The sequence below is a fragment of the Fibrobacter sp. genome (genome assembly GCF_045601785.1).
In the GTDB taxonomy this organism is placed as follows: Bacteria; Fibrobacterota; Fibrobacteria; order Fibrobacterales; family Fibrobacteraceae; genus Fibrobacter.
On the sequence record NZ_JAZSAF010000013.1, the window covers coordinates 110,347 to 127,834 of the forward strand.

Sequence of the window (17,488 nt, forward strand, 5' to 3'; positions counted from 1 at the left end):
TTGTTTGGTAGGGGTTTGGTTACTTGTTGTGGCCGTGTTCCTTGTTGGCCTTGCGTTCTTCCTTCATGGCAACCTTTTCTGCTTTCTGAGCTTCCTTTTCGGCTTTACGGTTTTCCCATTCAGCCTTCCTGGCTTCCTTGCGTTCGGCGCGGGCCTGGGCGCGCTCTTCTTTCAGGGCTTCCTTTTCGGCCTTGCGTTCGGCACGGGCCTGGGCGCGTTCTTCTTTCAAGGCTTTCTTTTCTGCTTTCAAAGCTTCTTTTTCTGCCTTGTGTTCGGCAATTTCGGCCTTCTTAGCGTCCTTGCGCTCGAAACGTTCCTTGGCGCGGTCTGCGCGTGGATCTTCCTTTGCGACCTTTTCGGAAGCGTTGTCGGCGACCACTTCGGTTTCAGTGGCCTGCGGTTCGGTGGTAGCTTCTTCCTGTGCGAAAGAAGAGGTGGCGAAGATGCCCATCAGGGCGATTGCCATTGCGGGAATGAGTCTGGTTTTCATAATGAACCTCGTTTGAGAATTGTTTGACACCGGAAGTAGTGCAAATATCGTGCCAAAAAAGCAAAAAGTATTGAAAATGTGCAGATATTGCGATAAATGTTTTTTTTCTGAAAATCGTGTCTGCTGGAAAGCGGGAATTAAAAGCCCGATGGGTGAAATTGCCCCGTTTTTGGGCAGGAAACAAAAGAAGTCAAGGTCGTGAAAATTGTAAATTGGTTGCGGAATGAAAATTATACGTGTGACAAGGGAATGTGAACGCGCTGGCGCCTACTACGTGCGCATGGTCGCGATGATGCGCAAGTATCAGATTCCGCTGGATGCTGAAATCGATACGCATGACGGTGAGAACTGTCATTACATCTTGGCATTGGACGATATTTACCCGGTTGCCACTTGCCGTTGGTTTGAAGTAGGCGACGCTGCTGAAGGTGTTGCCGAAATCGGACGCGTGGTGGTGCTGCCGGAATACCGCGGTCAGCATTTGGGCCGCTCCGTTGTCGCCGAGGCCGAAAAGTGGATGCGCGAAGCGGGCTTCAAGAAAGTTGCAATCTCTAGCCGCGTGGGGCTTGAAGGCTTCTATGAAAAAATGGGCTACCGCTTCAACGAAAGCGGTAAAGCCCATCATGACACGTTCGAGTGCGTGTATATGGAAAAGGTTCTCTGAACCTAGTAGAATACTTTTACGAGCAGTGAGCCCACGATTGTCGAGACGATGACGCTCACGAGGCCCGGCCGCATAAAGCTATGGTTCAGCAGGTACTTGCCGATGACGGTTGTGCCCGAACGGTCGAAGTTCACGGTCGCGATGTCGGAGGGGTAGTTCGGGATAAAGAAGTACCCGTACACGCTCGGGAGTACGCCCAGGAGCACGGGGCCTTCGATGCCGAGGCTGTAGGCGAGCGGGAGCATGGCCACCACGACGGCGCCCTGCGAGTTGATAAGCACGCTCACTGCGAAGAAGGCGAACGCGATGGCCCACGGGTAGTGCTGCACGATATCCTTGAGGCCGCCCTGCATCACGTCCATGTAGTTCGCGAAGTAGGTGTCGGCAAGCCACGCGATTCCGTAAATCGCGACGACGGCCACCATGCCGCTTTGCCACACGGCGCCTGCCACGGCCTTCTTGGGGCTAGCCTTGCAACAGATAATCATGAACGCGGCTGCGGCAATCATCACGATCTGGATAATGATGTTCATGGCGAGCGGCTTTATCTCTGCGATGCCATTGATTATTTTGCCTGTAGGGAACTTGGGACGAATGTCGTGGCCCGCAATTTGCATGATGGAGAAGAACACGATGACAGCGAGTGCACCGAGGAAAATGAATACGGCGCGCTTTGCTTCTTTGGAAACTTCCTTGTCGAGCATGGAAGCGGTGCTACCGTACATGTATTCCTTTATCTGCGGGTCCTTGAGGCGCGCCTGGAAGGCGGGATCCTTGTCGAGGTCGAGCCCGCGCCTGTACGAGACAAGCGCTGCGACCATGAGCCCGCAGATGCATGCGGGAATCGTAATTGCGATGACCTGCAGGTTGTTGATATTGAAGCCGTTCGCGTTCGAGATAACCACGAACGATGCGACCGCGGCTGCAATCGGCGAGCAGGTGATGCCGACCTGCGAAGCGACCGAAGCTACGGCGCACGGACGTTCCGGACGGATTCCCTTCTTGAGCGAAATGTCGCAGATAATCGGCATGAGGGTGTACACCACATGGCCGGTGCCCACGAGTACCGTGAGGAAGAACGTGCAGAGCGGGGCGAGGATAATGATGTGGTTCGGGTGCTTGCGCAATAGGCGTTCTGCAATCTGGATAAGCCAGTCCATGCCGCCCGATGCCTGCATGATTCCCGCGCACGTCACTGCCGCGATGATGATGTAGATAACATCGGTAGGGGGCTTGCCGGGCTGCAGGCCAAAGCCTAGAACGAGAATGGCGAGGCCGATACCCGAAATGGCTCCGAGCGCAAGGCTTCCGTAACGCGAGCCCACGTAGAGGGCGAGGAGTACGATTAAAAGCTGGATAATCATGAGTGTCATGGAAGCCTCCTTATAAGCTAGTCTTCATAAAGATACACAAAAAAATGAAGTTGCCCTATGAACCTAGTGGATATTCATCTTCGAAAACAGGTTGAGAACCGCTACGCCGGAAATAATCAGGACGAGCCCCACGATGGCGCCCAAATCCGGCATCTGCTTGAAAAAGAATATGCCGCTTATTGTAATGAGGGCGATGCCGAGTGCCGACCAGGTGGCATATGCGATGCCGATGGGGATGGTGCGCAGGCAGAGGCTCAGCAGGTAAAGCGACGCCACGTAGCAGACGAGCGAGGCGATGGACGGGACGAGCTTGGTGAACTGCTCCGACATCTTGAGGAGCGTGGTGCCGGCGGCTTCTGCGACAATGGCGAGGATGAGGAATACGTAGTTGAGCATAGGGAGAATATACAAAATAAATGTGGCTTAACCTTTTGTAAAATTTTCTGAACCATTGCTTTTTTATTTGATTATATTTAGAAGGTAATCTATAAAGAGGGAGCTCCTATGAAATTTGAATGTAAGCTGATGATTTGGCTTGCGATGCTTATTCTCGCAGGTTGTGCAGGATCAAATTCGTCTTTAAAAGATGACATGCAGGGGAAAACTTTAGTAAAGGCGAACTCTGCGGTTGCGGATTCGCTTTTGGCGAAAACGCCGACATTTGCTCAGTCGGTTTTCAAGGGAGTCGTAGACTCTGTACCAGGTGATTATTATTACTCGGTTGCCGAAGGAAAAATTGATTCCTTGTATAATCTTAAGGATGGCAAGTATGAACGGAATGCGGGCATTCGTTATGTTGATTCAAATCATTTTGTGATAAGCAGCATGCAATTTCAGGCGGGGGAAATGTCTGCAAGCAAAGTTTATCAAGACGATAGTTTGGTTAGGGAATATCAAAAGGGAAAGTTTTATAGGATATTCAGTACGGATAGTGCCTTGGATATAGAAGGCGACGTACGCCTTTTGGATATGGATAGCGATAGCATCACTTGTATAAAGTGCATCTCTAAATATCATCTAAAAAATAATGAAAAGTTTAGTTCAACCATAGAATCGGATTCCTATACAGGGGATGCGAAGAATTTCAAGTTTGTCATGAATATGAATGTGAAATGGGATGTGAAGATAAATCGTGATTCTGTGAAACAGTACAATGATCAGGGTGTACTAATCAAGGATTTGCTTTTCCCGAAATATCTGAGGGATTATTATGACAATGGAAATCTAAAATACGAGTGGACCGGTGAACTTTATAGAAACGAAAAGGGCATGATAGATGTCGAAAATGGGTACAATAAGGGTTATTATGAAGATGGTCAAATAATGGCGGAAGCTGAATACAAAAACAAGAAGAAAGTTTCTGAAAAATATTGGAACGGGAAAGGAGACCTGGTAAAGGAATTTTACTATGACAGTTTAGGGCATATTCTTACGGAAAAGGACTGGAATGATAATGGTGTGTTGACTAAGGAAGTGAATTTTCCTGAATATTATCGGGAGTTTTATGATAATGGAAAAGTAAAAATAGAGGCGATTGGAGTTTCTATAAATTCGCTCAATGAAGCTAGTGCAGTAAACGGATATGTGAAACGATTCTATGAAAACGGGCAAATGGAAATGTTTGTGAATTATAAGGATCGAAAAGGCTATTCTTTCCAATCGTGGGATGAGAATGGAACGATTCAGGCGGAAGGCGACTTGTCAAAAGGCGTTCATAAAGCGTATCATCAGAATGGAAAAATGTCGCGAGAGGTCAAAGGAAAATTTTATTACGATCAAAATGGCGAATTAATTCTAACTGAAGGTTCCGATAAGACGTGGTCTTATCAAGGGAAGCCGGTCAGTGAAACCTTTTATGATAGTTTAGGAAGATCCGTTTCTGCAAAAGAATGGAATGGAACTGGTGTTTTAATTACAGATTTGAAAATGCCGAAATATATGAAAACATATTGGGATGACGGAAAACCGAAAACGGAGTTTAAGGGAAATCTATATTATAAGGATAATGGCGAATTTGCATTTGGCGATGGAGAATATAAAGTTTTTTACCCGAATGGGCGAAAGAATCGTGTTACAACACATAAAAACAATCGGATTGTCGCAGGTAAAGAGTGGAACCTTCAGGGAAAATTGATTTTAGATTTGCGATATGATGATTTAGGAAATATGATTTATAAAAAATCATGGAATGATCAAGGCGTTCTTCTTTCTGACATGGATTTTCCTAACTATTGGAAAGAATATTACGATAATGGCGTGATAAAAACGGAATTGCAGGGCGTTCTTTTTTATGATAGTTTGGGGAAAATCTCATTGAAAAAAGGAACGCTAAAAGAATTCAATGAAGAGGGGAACTGGCTTTCTGTAGCCACACAAAAAAATGGCCTATTCTGCAGTATGCAGACAAGAAACGTAGGGAATGGCGAAGAAAACCTTCTGGATGTTGGCTTTGATAGCTTAGGCGTTGCAAATTCAATTAAGTTGTTTGCAAATGGAAACTTGGTGTCGGAAAAACATGGAGTCATTCGCGAAAGCGATAAAAACGTGGATACGGGTTATGAAAAATTGTACTTCAAGAGCGGTAAAGTACTATCGCATATCGTTTATGAAAAAGGGAAAATAGTCGGTAAAAAAGAGTGGGATGAAGCAGGTCGTTTGACTAAAGACATTCGAGTTCCCGATTATTATCGGGAATATTACGAAGAGGGAAAATTGAAACAGGAGGCTGTCGGGACAATTGAAGAAGAAAACGGTTTTTTCAAGGTGAAAGAGGGTGTTGTAAAGCTATTTGATTCTACTGGCAAGGTCAATTATTCTGCGACGTATAAAGATTTTCAAGTCGTTTCTGAGAAAAATGGGGATTAATAGTTTTAGCTTGTTGAGATAATAGGTGAATCATTATGCCGAGTTCTGAAAAGTTCCGTGACCACGTTTTGCAGCAGTTCAAGGGGGAGCTGCGGGTGACTACCCGCAAGATGATGGGCGAATACATTCTGTATGCTGACGGGAAAATCTTCGGCGGGATTTATGATGACCGCCTGCTGGTGAAGCCCGTGCCCGCGGCCTTGGCGATGCTCCCCGGCGCAAAGAAGCAGTTGCCCTACGAAGGTGCAAAGCCCATGCTCCGCGTGACGAGCGAGCAGATTGAAGACAGCGGATTTTTGGCGCGGCTTTTGGACGCAATGCTCCCGGAAGTGCCTGCACCAAAAGCGAGGAAGAAAAAGTAGGTGTGTTTGTTCTACGTAGAAGGAACGATAATCACTCGCCATTCGTTTTCCGACCGCAGGATATACCCCTTGTCGGTCATATTTTTTAACTGCTTTTGAATGGCTGACATGTTGATCCCGATTTTTTGTTGTAGTTCTCGGTATGTAATGGATGGGTTATCCAATAAGCTTTCGAGAATTCTTGTCGAGTTCTCGCTGCGGAATGTTATCCGTTCCCCATCGTACCACCAAACATCGGGTGAATGCTCCTGAACAAAGCCTATGTTGTATGCGATTTCTTCGGCGTAAATTTTTTTGAAATAATTCTTGAATGCCCTGATTTGTCGAAGAGTCGCTTGTGCTCCATCAGAAGGGGCGTCGCCGACTTCCAAATCGGATTGGTGTAGAGCATCAAGGTATTCGTTTTTCTTGCGGCTACGGACCACCATCATCGGGTAGCCGTGCCTAGCTAGAATGTAGTTGACGATTAATCGGGCAATTCGTCCGTTTCCATCTTCAAAGGGGTGAATGCGGATATAACGGTAATGGAACAAAGCGGCGAGATCGACAGGATTCATTGATTTTGACGATTCCGTTTCGTTGTACCAATCTACAAGGTCAGCCATTAAGGCAGGAGTTTCTTCTGGGGATGCGTAGGTGAAAATATCCCCATAACGTGTAATGACGCTGTTCGGGCGCGTTTTGTATTGCCCCGCATGAATTGTATATGATGAGTGGTTCCCGTCGGGAAGAGTGTAATGGACTTGATAATCTTCTCGAATCAGCGTCCTGTGCAATTGGCGGATGAAATTTTGGGTTAATGGTGAGAGTGTGTCCTGCGATTTTTCTGAAGTCATTTTAAGACAAACTTCGCTGGCCTTCATCTCTTCGCAATCCCTAACCTTCGCGATACCTTCCACCTTGCCAAAAAAGAGCAGCAATTCCGTTTGTCCGTACGTTAACGTATTGCCCTCGATATGGTTGCTGTTGTAGTTGAAATCCACCGAAAAACGACGGCTCAGGCGAAATTGGTCGTGCTCGCTAAGGGGCTGCATTGCCTGCCATTCGGCAAGGGTATTTTCGAGATTTGGGCGCTTCATACCCTAAATATAACAAAATTTGCTTAAAAGGTGGTGTTATACCACCTTTTGATGTGAATTTTTGTGCTTAATCTGTGCTTTTTTTTATGAAAAGGTGGTGTTGTACCACCTTTTCGGCGCTTTTGGTGCCAGCGGGGTTGATTGCCACTACGATGAGATGCACGGCGACACGCTCGTAATCTTTTTCTATGGTAATAGGGAAGATCCGCTTTGATGAAGTCCGCGAATAGGCTGATGGAATGAATCTAGGCTTTTCATAGATATTCTATTTTGTAGACAATGGCTCGCGGAATTTTATGGATTGCTTTGACGGTGTGCACCCTGCTCTTGGTGGGGTGCTCTAGCCATCCGGAGTCTTTGCAAAATCGGGAAGTTTTAATTTCACAAAGTGATTCTATTCAGGTTGTTGGCCGTTTTATAAATCTTTATGATGAACCGAGTTATTTAACTGATAGTGTAATCAAATCTGCCATTGATTCTATTTGTGCAGGAAATGATCAAATCTATCTTTACTCAATAGGTGACTACCCGAGAGCCGAATACCTTGTTCGATTAGAAAAGGTAAAACGTGATTCTTCCTGGTTTGTTTTACGAACAATCCGTTATAAAAGGAATTCTTTGCAATCAAAATCGCAAAAAACGTGGGCGACAGATTCAAATGTGTGGGAACGGCGTTTGAGGGACTCCATTGCTGATACGACAGAGTATTTCAGAATTGAAACGACCCTTGAAAGTTTTGCACCAGAAACAACGATGGTCAAAAGAATTGCCATGTATGATGGAAATCTTCGGGGAATTTTTTATAAAAAAGATAATCGGTGTATGGCTAGTCAAGTCGACGGCTTATATTCTTTTTTGGGGGATTCTCCCAGTTTGAAAAAAATTTATGTCGATTTGGAAACATGGGCAAGAAAAGACTACTTTCTATTAAGGTTGATGCCAGACAGTAATGTGGTTTATGTAAAGTCAAATCTGAAAGAACCTATAATATGCCGTGTTGTTGATAACAACCTACATAGGATAAAAGGTGTTGATTCCTTGGTATTTAAATTCGGCGAACAAAAGGCAATGTTTGATTTTTCAAGATTTAATTCTAATGATAAACTTCTGTGTGAATCCGAGGCAGGTTTTATTCGAGATGTTTGGGTTTTAAAGGAATAATCACTTTTTGGGGGGTGTTAGGGGGTGGCCCCCTAGGCGTGGGGGTGGAGGAAGACGCGTAGCGGCTGCAACCAGGGGGATTCTTCCCCCTTTTTGTCAAGTTTCCTTGAACCCCAGAGGGAGCCGAAGGCGACCGAGCTCATACCCCAAAGGACCGTAGGTCCGACCTCAGACCCCATTTGCCTTTTTTCGTGGAATTTTGTATCTTAATTCGCGAAAACAGAAGAGGTTAACTAAATGGATATTCAGGAACTTTCGGAAAAGGTGCGCCAGCAGAGCGCTTTTTGCATGAACTTGCTGCGTGAAGTGGAAGGGACGGTGATTGGCCAGAAGGCTCTGGTGGAAAGCATTTTGACGGGTATCTTGGCCGACGGCCACGTGTTGCTGGAAGGTTTGCCGGGCCTTGCTAAGACGACTGCGGTGAAGGCTTTTGCCGATGCCGTGTCGCTGGATTTCAAGCGCATCCAGTTCACGCCCGACCTGTTGCCGGCCGACTTGCTGGGTACCACGATTTACAATGCGAAGGAAGCGAAGTTCGAGACCCGCAAGGGCCCGCTGTTTACGAACCTGGTGCTGGCCGACGAAATCAACCGTGCGCCGTCGAAGGTGCAGAGCGCCCTCCTCGAAGCCATGCAGGAACGCCACATCACCATCGGCGATGAGACGTTCAAGCTGGACGAGCCGTTCCTGGTGCTTGCTACGCAGAACCCCATTGAGCAGGAAGGTACGTATCCGCTGCCCGAAGCCCAGGTGGACCGTTTCCTGTTGAAGGTGAAGGTCAGCTACCCGAACAAGGCCGACGAAATGAAGATTCTCGATGCCGTCGCCGGTGCGGGACTGCGAGAGCCGCAGGCAGTCGCCACGAAGGAAGATATCCTCGCCGCCCGCCAGCTGGTGAAGCAGGTGTACGTGGACGAACGCGTTCGCGAATACATCGTGAACCTTGTGCTTGCGACCCGCGATCCGGGCAGCATCAAGCGCAGCGACCTGGTGGGCTTTGTGGAAGTGGGCGCCTCTCCGCGTGCATCTATTGGCCTTGCCCAGGCATCGAAGGCTCATGCGTTCATCCAGGGCCGCGCCTACGTGACGCCCGAAGACGTGAAAGCCGTCGCCATGGAAGTGCTCCGCCACCGCATTATCTTGAGCTACGAGGCCGAAGCGGAAGAAGTCTCCGCCGAGACTGTGGTACAGAAGATTCTGGATTCTGTGGAAGTGCCGTAAAGGCGAGCGTCGCGGTCATCTTTGGTGCATTAAACCCGCGCGGTCATTCCCCAAAAAGCCTAAAATCCCCAGCCGAGATGGCCGGGGATTTTTTGGAGGTGTGTTGTTGCGAGAGAGTTAATACCTTACGGCTTTGAAAAAACCGAGAGTTCTGTTGCCTTGCGAGACCTTGACAAGGTAGGCGCCTTGCCACAGGGTGATGTGGAGTTCGTTCCCCTGCATGGCGCGGAATTCAGCGATGCGGTGGCCCTGCATGTCGAAGACGCTGATGTCGTGCGCGCCGCCGTCGATGCCCTCGAGACGGATTTTGCTACCGTCAATACGGCCGCTAATTGCGTTGTATGGTGTCATGGATTCGGCTGCGATGATGCCCTCGGTTCCTTCCTCGCCGGAAGATGCGCCTTCTGTTGCGCTGGACGATTCCGGATCGGCGATTTCTGCGCTTGAAGAAGTTTCCGGTTCCACCTGAATCAAGCCGCCTTCGTTGATGGGTGTCTTTGCCCGTGTGAGGACGTCGAGCGGGTCGGGCTTGCTGGAATCGAACGCTTCATGATCGTCGCGCAGGTGCTTGGCGAGTTCAGGCACCTTCGCCTTGATTTCTTCGATGTTTGCGCGGGCGAGTTCGTAGGCGCCGTATTCGCAGAAGTGTGTCTTGTCGCTCGCGGTGTACATGTACATTTTTTCCTTGTTGCCGCCGAGGGCCTTGCCGAGCGTGATGCTGTGCTGGTTCAGGTCGAGCACGGTGACGCCGAGTTTTTTGCCGAGGGCGCGCATGCGTTCGGGAAGCCCGCCCACGGCTGTTTTCGGGTCGGTCTCGTTCTGTCTTGCGGTGGATGTCACGAACAGCGGGGTAGCGCCTTTCGCCTTGATTTCGTTTGCGTACTTGGTGAGGGTCGTTTCGTAGTTGTTCACGTCGTTTTGGTTCTTTTGGTCGTTATGCGCGTACTGCACGGTCACGAAGTCGCCCTTCTTGACTTCGGCGAGAATCTTGGCGAGGCGCTTCATGCTGTAGAACCCGCTGGCGGTAAGGCCCGATTCGGCGTAGTTCGCGATGGCAAGGCTGGATTTGAAAAATCCCGGGGCCATCTGGCCCCAGCCCGCCCAAGGAGCCGTTATCTGGTCAACCACGGTGGAGTTTCCGCAGAGCCAGAGCGTGGTCACGTTGTCGTTACGCTTGATTTCGATTCCTGCGACGGCGGGCGCCTTGCCGCTGATGACGAAGGTGAGCTTCTTGTCCCAGGTGCGGTAATCCTTTTCGCGGTCCTTGATGCTCATGGTCACCGAGCCGTCCATGCTTCTTGTTTCCATGCGCCTGAGCGAAACGGTCTGCCTGCTGAACACGCCGCCGGCGAGGGTGATGCGGTCGAGCATGAGCTTGCGGTTTTCGGCCCATACGGTGGTTTCGCTTTCGTTTTCGCCGTCACCGAGAATGAACGTCACCTCGTAATTGCCTTGCGGGAGCGCCACCGAGAAAACCATGTCGCCCTTCGCCGTCAAGAAATCCGTGGTGAGGTCGTCGTCCCACAGGCGATCTACCGAAGAAACCGTCCCGCTTTCGAAACCGAAACCCTGCGAGTCGCTGTACTTGGTATCGGCCTTGACCTGCGTGTAGCCCGCGGCAACCGGGCCCTCGCCGAAGTCGAACTTGTAGTTTTCGGCGGCTTCGGCCATGGAGAATGCGGCCAGAAGCGCTGCGACAGTCACCATCGTGGCGGTTTTGACAAGGGTGTCGTAACCCTTGATTTCAGTTTTGTAATCCATAATAACATCCCTTTTACACGCGTTTGCGTTTGTACTACAAAATGTACTATAAAATTTTCAAAAAAGCAAGAAAAATTTCAAATTTTTTTGTAATTATTCCCTCGAAACCGCAAAATGCGCCAAAATGGCGATTTTCCCGTCGAGTTCTACGCGCAGGTAGTAGCGACCGGCCGAAAGCCGGGCGCCTCCCTGCAGGAGTGCTGTGCTGCCGGCCGAAACCATGCGGGTCTCGTCAACAACAGTCTTGCCGAGCGCATTCATGATTTGTATGTGTGCCAAGCCGCCGGCGGAACGGAAGGTGAGGTTCCGGGGGTCGAAAGCCGTTTGGTTCTTTTGCATGGATACGGCGATGGTGGTGCCCGTTTCGGAATCCTGCGTGCCGCTAGAGTCCTTGAGTACTTCGGCGACGGGGCATCCGACCCGGTGTACGGCCTCGTTGGTAAAGGAAACCATGTCTACATTGGGGCCTCCGTTATTTGTCGTGGAATAGAGGACCATGTCGAAATCCACGGCGTCGAGCCAAACGTCTTCCACGTAGGCGGTGTCCCAGATATCCCAGCCGCCGGTAGGCGGGAGCTTTATATCGTAGGTGACGGCGTCGATCCTGATTTTCATGTCGCGGTTTTCGGTTCCGTCAAATGCGTAGCGCACCATAACTCGCGCGTTGGTAGCTGACCTGTCGGATGTAAGTTTGTATGTAGCCGTGCTGGAAATGTCGTTGGTCAAGTTGAAGAATCCCTTGCCTACGTAGCCCTCGTGATTCGTGTCGGTGGTGCCGTCTCCCTTGTCCGGGTTCGCCATATCGATGGGAGACGGCCAAGCCTTGATTCCTTTGAGGTTGGAGCATTCTACGATGGCGGAACTGGATTGCGGGATTTCGGAACTGGAAGAAGCGGGCATTACAGAGCTGGAACTTTCGTTTTCGGTAGTTGAGCTTGCGACACAGGCGGCGCCGCCCTTGAACATGGCGGTGTAGGTCGTATTGTGGTTGGGCGTCTTGAAACCGTAGTAGAGCTTGTTGGACGAAATTTTCTTGCAGTTCTCGTCTGCCCAGTATTCAAAGGTCTCGCCGCTTGCGGGGGCCACCCGAAGGGTCATGGGGGAACCTCCCGGAAAACTCTGATCCTGCGTGATGGCGCCCTTTGTCGCGATGTTCGCCTTTACGGTCACCTTGTAGCGGGGGCGTAACGCTGAAACGAGTTTTGTGAGTTCTGCCTTTGATTCGGGCGAAAGGAAGGTGTCGTTTACGCCCCTTTCCAGTTCTTCTGCAATCATGGTGCCGTGGCCCATGGAGCCCATTTCTTGGAAGTGCGTATTCCCGTCGTTACTGCCTTTGGGATAGTTGGGGTAAAGTCCTGCATCCAGTTGCATATAAAGGAATTTCTTGACATACGAATCCATCATTCCTTTGTATGTATTGTTATAGGTATTGTAGGATTTCATGTTCAGGTCTACGAAGGGAATCTTGTAATCCTTCGCAAGCTTTAGCATCATGCCGCGGGAATCGTAGTTGTTGCTTCCGGTAGAAAATACGTTGCGCGAACCGCTCATGGTGACGGTTGAAACCAACACCGGGGTTGCCCCGCGCTTTTGCGCCGTCGTGATGTACTGCTTCATGTAATACGGGAAGGAATCCTGGGGAACGTAGCGTTCCGGCTTGTTTGCGGTGCGGTCGTTATGCCCGAACTGCACGAATACGAAATCCCCTTTCTGGATGTTGGGCTCGAGGCTTTTTAGACGCCCGTCAACGATGAAACTCTTGGAACTGCGCCCGCCAATAGCCACGTTGTTTACCTTCACGCGGGAAGCGTCAAAGAAGTTGTTCAGCACCTGGCCCCAACCTTTTTGCGGGTATGCGGAATCCTTGTAGTTGCAGACCGTAGAATCGCCGATGACATGGATGGTGAAGGATGTGCTGTCGCTCACGGCAAGGCTTGTAAACAGGCCGGCCACGATGGCGTATTTGAAAAGACTCTTCATGCAGACTCCTTATTTTACGTTGGCCCAGGTGGTGCTAAATTTGTGTTTCCCGTTGCGGACGACAATGCGGTAGATGCCGCTTGCCTGGACGATGTCGGACAGGTCTATGTTGTCGCTGCCGGAGAGCTTGCGGGCGACCAGACGGCCCGACATGTCGAAAACATCTATCCTTGTGTTTTCGTTTTTCGAGACAGAAAGAATGTTGCCTTTCAGGGACGTTGTTTCGACTTCGGGGACGATTCGTTCCACGCCGTCAACGCTGAATCCAAAAGCATCTATGTTCGGCCCTCCGTTTTCGGTCATGGAAATGAATTTGAGGATTCCTTCGCCGTTGATGAGATCCAGGTCCACGTAGGCGGTATCCCAGGTGTCCCAATCTGCCGTGGGCTTGAACTTCACGATATAATCGTGGTCGAGGTACACGTTCAGCGAGCGCTCTTCGGTGCCGGCAAAGGAATAGCGGATTCCCATGGTCACGTAGCCCGCGGAGGGAAACTTCATCTTGTATTCGGCGGTAGAATTCAGCGCGTTTTCGAAATTGAAGAAACCGTTGCCTGTATAGCCTTCGTGGTTTGCCTCGGTGGCGCCGCTTCCTGTGTCGGGATTGGCGGCGTCGATAAAGTTCTTGATGTCTAGGCTTATATGCTTTTCTTCTTCTTGGACGGTGTCTTTCGCGGTAGTGTCTACGGAGTAAGTCACGTCGGAAAGCTTTTTCGGCGTCCCTGTCGGGAATGCCGTGAGCGCCTTGCCGTCACCGGTGTATTTTTCTGCGGCGCCGCCTTCGTAAACAGCGGTGTATTGCGTGCTGGCGGAACCCATGACGAAGGTGTATATCTTGTCTGATTTTACCGAGGCGTTTGCGTTCCCGCTCACCTTTTTGCCGTTGCCGTCATACCAACCGAGAAATTTCTTGCCGGATTTTGGGGTAGTCTTGAGCGTCACCGTCATGCCCTTGGGATAATAGGAGCTGATTGTCGTCGCCTGGTCGGAACCTGCGGGGCTGACTTTTACGTCCACCTTGTACATGGGCGCCAGGTAGTCGGCAAGCTTTTTCACCTGAGCGTCCGGGTGTACGCGCAACTGTTCGGTAATGATGCGTCCGAAAGCGATGGCTCCGTTCTGCTGGAAATGAAGGTTGTCGTTGTTCCCGTTCGCGTAGTTGCTGTATTCGCCCTTGTCAAGTACCACGTTTAAATAATGGTGGGCGTAGAACTGGCCTACGGAAAGCAGGTAGTTGCGACTCAGTGTGTCCATGTCGATGATGGGCGTGTTGAGCGTTTTCGAAAGTTCGCGTGCGATAATCGGGTAGTTGTGGTAGGACTCGTAAATGGAATCCTGCTTTGTTCCGCGGAAATCGCTGCGGCGTACCGGATTCACGATGATGGGGTAGGCTCCCTTGTCCTTCGCCTCGTTGATCATCTTGGTCATGTAGGTGCGGTAACCGGCTTCGGAACTGTAGTTGCGGTCGTTGATGCCGAACTTGATGAATACGTAGTCGCCCTTCTGGAGGGCATTCTTGACCGGGGTCCATTTCCCGCCGTTATAATAAGTTTCCGCGGCGGTACCGCCCGCACCGTAGTTTTTGACGATCGCGAGCCCGGAATCGAAAAAGTATCCGAAATTCTGGCCGATGCCCTGTTTAGGATAATAGCCTGCGTTCCAGTCTTGCATGGTGGAATCGCCACACATGTAGATGGTTACTTTCGCCCATACGGCTGCCGGGGCCAAGACCATGGAAATTGCCACGAGGCTTTGCCAAATCTTTGAATAAAATCTGTTCATTTTAAACCAATCCCTTTTTGTAAAATCCGTTAACGGTAAAAAGCCGCCTAACGCCCTTCCGAGAAAGGGCGCTAGACGGGGAGTTTATGGGGGTTCTATTTCTTAAAGATTCCCTTGGAGATGTACTTGCCGTCGATTTTTACGCGCACGAGGTAACTCCCCTTCGGGAGCGGTTCCTGCGAGAGGTCCACGGCGCTCTCGCCCGCGGCGACAAACTTCGCGATGGTCCCCACGATGCGGCCACTCATGTTGTAAATCTCGATTTCGGCATACCCGCCACGGGCAAGCTTCTGTACGCTTGTCGCAAGGGCGGTCGTCCCTTCTGCAGAGGAAAGCGTCACACCCGGTACCCCGAAGTAGAAACCGTCCACGTTCGGGCCGCCGTTCTCCGTGGAGGAGGAGAGCTTGAGCGTATTCTCACCCTTCACGATGTTCACGGGAACCTGGACTTCTTGCCAGGTGGTCCAGCTGCCGGTTGAAGGCAGTTCTACGCTGACCGCTTCGCCACCGTTTACGAACAAGTTCATGTCGCGGGCATCGTTCCCGCCGTTGGCAAACACGATGGAGACTGTCGTCTTCGCGTCTTCCTTTGCGGTCACTTTCCAGGTGGCAAAACTCGCCGCATCGTTGTCGAAGTTGTAGTAGCCCTTCTCTTTCCAGCCTTCGTTCGTGTCTTCGAAGGAGCCTTTACCTTCTGCCGGGGCGGATGCATCCACGAACGATTCCTTCGTCATGTCGTGCTTGATTTCGGGAACGACAGGGTCGACAATCACCGGGTCAATAACGACGGGGGTAGTACCGTCACCTGCGAGATAAATGGAAGGCTGCTTCAGGTTCTTTACCGCGTCGGGCAGGTAGTAGCCCAGGTGCGGCGGCTGGTTGTAGGCTACGTTCTGCCAGGCAATGCTCACGCGGTAATGCGGGTCGTGCATCAGGGTGTACACGCGGTAATCCGTCGTGACCGGAGTGCCGAAAATCGTAATCATGGAGGCATCGCTGCCCGAACGCAGGATAAGTTCTTCGCGCCAGTCGCCGAACAAATCGGCTACGAGGCTCGGGTTCTTCTTTGTTCCGTTGTTCGTAGTGGACTTGTTCACGTTGCCGTAGGTAAAGTAGCGGTTCGCCTTCTTGTCCTTGGTGCTCCACTTGTCTATAGAACCGTCAAGCAGTTCGTCTTGCAGGTCGCCGTCGAAATAGATGCGAAAGTTCACCGAGGGCTTGCTGCCCGAAATCTTCTGGCCCTTCACGTTCTTCACGCCGTCGCCCGCGCTGCTCCACATCTCGAATCCGCGGTGGTCCGCATCGATGTCTGCGGCAAGGCCTCGGCCGTTGTCTACGCCCGGGTTCGGCTGCTTGGTGCCCCAGATAATCTTGCCGTCGGGACCGCGGAAGTCGTCGGTGTAGGCGGCAGACTTTTCTTCGTGAACGTCCCACGATTCAAGGCCCGGGCGGTCGGGATCCATGTCCGAAAGGTGGAGCGCGTCGCCGTGGCCGAGTCCCGTACGGTAAAGGAGCGTGCCGTCGGACTTGAGGGCCGCAGAACCGTACACGATTTCGTCCTTGCCGTCGCCGTTGATGTCGCCCACGGAAAGGTTGTGGTTGCCTTGGCCGTGGATTCCCTGGCCTCTCGTTTCGGACTTGTGGTACCAGCGCTGCTTGAGCTGCTTGCCGTCAAAGTCGTAAGCCACCACGTAGGCGTTGGTGTAGTAACCGCGGCACATGATAAGGCTCGGGTGTACGCCGTCGAGGTAGGCGATGGCCGCGAGCATGCGTTCGCTGCGGTTGCCGTAGGTGTCGCCCCAGTTCTTGGTGACGCCCCGGCCCGGCACGTAGTCAATGGTCGTGATGGCGGCGCCCGTCTTGCCGTTGAACACGGTCAGGAACTCGTTCCCGCTCATGATGGTGCCGGTCTTTGTGCGGTAATCCTTGCTCTTGTCGCCGATGGCCTTGCCCGTACCGTCGATGGTGCCGTCGCTAGTTTTCATGGCGACTTCGGCGATGCCGTCACCGTCCAGGTCGTAGACCATGAACTGCGTGTAATGGGCGCCTGCACGGATATTCTTGCCTAGGTCGATGCGCCACAGCTTTTTGCCGTTCATCTTGTAGCCGTCAATATACACGTTGCCCGTGTAGCCGCTCTGCGAGTTGTCCTTCTGGTTGCTCGGATCCCACTTTACGACAAGCTCGAGTTCGCCGTCGCCGTCCAGGTCGCCCACGCTCATGTCGTTCGAGGTGTAGCTGCAGCTGGAGCCGTCGGGCATCTTGAGGTCGCCTGGGCGGTCCAGCTTGAGAGTCGCGTACGGGATGTTCTTGCCGTCGGAATTGGCCGACTTGTCGAACACGAACGAGAGCCCGGCCTGCGCGCCTTCCTTGCCGTCCACGACTGCGGCGACCGTATACTTGGAGGTCGCCTTACCCGAAGCGTCGAGGTAGTTTGTCGCGCCGTTCCCTGCGATGGTCGCAATTTTTGTCCCGTCACGGTAAAGATTGAACTCGGTATTCGGGGCGTCGCTCCCGAGCAGGCGCCAGCTGACCAGCATGCCCTTCCCGACGTTAGAAGCCACGAGACCGCGGCTCAGGTTTTCCATCTGACGCGGGGCCGCGAAAGACGGGATGGCGAGTCCAAAGGACAACGCTACACACGCCGCAAGCGGCGTTTTCTTTCCACAATACACCATATTTTCCTCCCCAAAAGGGTCGATGTTTTACCAAACAGGTACTTTTCGTACCGTTTTTTAATATAATCTAAA

The 17,488-nt window shown here is 51.2% G+C and carries 13 protein-coding genes; 5 read left to right on the forward strand and 8 right to left on the reverse strand.

Annotation, left to right across the window (positions count from 1 at the left end):
* Window positions 1-19: 19 nt before the first annotated feature.
* A complete protein-coding gene (locus ACKI61_RS02600) occupies window positions 20-490 on the reverse strand; it encodes a hypothetical protein (RefSeq protein WP_407456255.1) in 471 nt (156 codons plus the stop codon).
* 223 nt (window positions 491-713) lie between these two features.
* Between ACKI61_RS02600 and ACKI61_RS02605 the strand changes: the two genes are divergently transcribed.
* The gene (locus ACKI61_RS02605) at window positions 714-1,154 is read left to right on the forward strand and encodes a GNAT family N-acetyltransferase (RefSeq protein WP_407456256.1); all 441 of its coding nucleotides are present in this window, start codon (window positions 714-716) and stop codon (window positions 1,152-1,154) included.
* 2 nt (window positions 1,155-1,156) lie between these two features.
* On the opposite strand, the gene ACKI61_RS02610 is transcribed toward ACKI61_RS02605, so the two are convergent.
* Together ACKI61_RS02610 and ACKI61_RS02615 are read right to left on the reverse strand one after the other, a co-directional pair.
* Entirely contained in the window at window positions 1,157-2,527 is a 1,371-nt protein-coding gene (locus tag ACKI61_RS02610) for an anaerobic C4-dicarboxylate transporter (RefSeq protein WP_407456257.1), read from the reverse strand.
* Window positions 2,528-2,590: 63 nt separating this feature from the next.
* On the reverse strand, window positions 2,591-2,923 hold the full coding sequence (locus ACKI61_RS02615; RefSeq protein WP_407456258.1) for a DMT family transporter: 333 nt from the start codon (window positions 2,921-2,923) through the stop codon (window positions 2,591-2,593).
* A gap of 108 nt (window positions 2,924-3,031) precedes the next feature.
* Here ACKI61_RS02615 and ACKI61_RS02620 point away from each other — a divergent pair, with 108 nt between their 5' ends.
* On the forward strand, window positions 3,032-5,392 hold the full coding sequence (locus ACKI61_RS02620; protein WP_407456259.1) for a hypothetical protein: 2,361 nt from the start codon (window positions 3,032-3,034) through the stop codon (window positions 5,390-5,392).
* Between the two features lie 35 nt (window positions 5,393-5,427).
* The gene (locus ACKI61_RS02625) at window positions 5,428-5,754 is read left to right on the forward strand and encodes a TfoX/Sxy family protein (protein WP_407456260.1); all 327 of its coding nucleotides are present in this window, start codon (window positions 5,428-5,430) and stop codon (window positions 5,752-5,754) included.
* A gap of 11 nt (window positions 5,755-5,765) precedes the next feature.
* Here the strand turns inward: ACKI61_RS02625 and ACKI61_RS02630 are convergent, their stop codons facing one another.
* Window positions 5,766-6,833 carry a Fic family protein gene (locus tag ACKI61_RS02630; protein WP_407456261.1) on the reverse strand — a complete coding sequence of 356 codons (1,068 nt, stop codon included), beginning with the start codon at window positions 6,831-6,833 and terminating at the stop codon, window positions 5,766-5,768.
* Window positions 6,834-7,112: 279 nt separating this feature from the next.
* Here ACKI61_RS02630 and ACKI61_RS02635 point away from each other — a divergent pair, with 279 nt between their 5' ends.
* Window positions 7,113-7,994 carry a hypothetical protein gene (locus tag ACKI61_RS02635; protein WP_407456262.1) on the forward strand — a complete coding sequence of 294 codons (882 nt, stop codon included), beginning with the start codon at window positions 7,113-7,115 and terminating at the stop codon, window positions 7,992-7,994.
* 237 nt (window positions 7,995-8,231) lie between these two features.
* Window positions 8,232-9,215: a MoxR family ATPase gene (locus tag ACKI61_RS02640; protein ID WP_298769750.1), complete on the forward strand. Its 984-nt coding sequence runs from the start codon at window positions 8,232-8,234 to the stop codon at window positions 9,213-9,215.
* 117 nt (window positions 9,216-9,332) lie between these two features.
* On the opposite strand, the gene ACKI61_RS02645 is transcribed toward ACKI61_RS02640, so the two are convergent.
* The 4 genes from ACKI61_RS02645 to ACKI61_RS02660 all read right to left on the reverse strand — a co-directional run bounded on the left by ACKI61_RS02645 (window position 9,333) and on the right by ACKI61_RS02660 (window position 17,416).
* Complete coding sequence (locus ACKI61_RS02645) at window positions 9,333-10,976, reverse strand: SGNH/GDSL hydrolase family protein (RefSeq protein WP_407456263.1); 1,644 nt, start codon at window positions 10,974-10,976, stop codon at window positions 9,333-9,335.
* Between the two features lie 93 nt (window positions 10,977-11,069).
* Window positions 11,070-12,956 carry a GDSL-type esterase/lipase family protein gene (locus ACKI61_RS02650; protein ID WP_407456264.1) on the reverse strand — a complete coding sequence of 629 codons (1,887 nt, stop codon included), beginning with the start codon at window positions 12,954-12,956 and terminating at the stop codon, window positions 11,070-11,072.
* 9 nt (window positions 12,957-12,965) lie between these two features.
* Window positions 12,966-14,738 (reverse strand): GDSL-type esterase/lipase family protein, encoded by a 1,773-nt coding sequence (locus ACKI61_RS02655; protein ID WP_407456265.1) that lies wholly within the window; start codon window positions 14,736-14,738, stop codon window positions 12,966-12,968.
* A 95-nt stretch (window positions 14,739-14,833) separates the two neighbouring features.
* Window positions 14,834-17,416, reverse strand: a complete 2,583-nt coding sequence (locus ACKI61_RS02660) for a T9SS type A sorting domain-containing protein (protein ID WP_407456266.1) — start codon at window positions 17,414-17,416, stop codon at window positions 14,834-14,836.
* Between the last annotated feature and the right edge of the window lie 72 nt (window positions 17,417-17,488).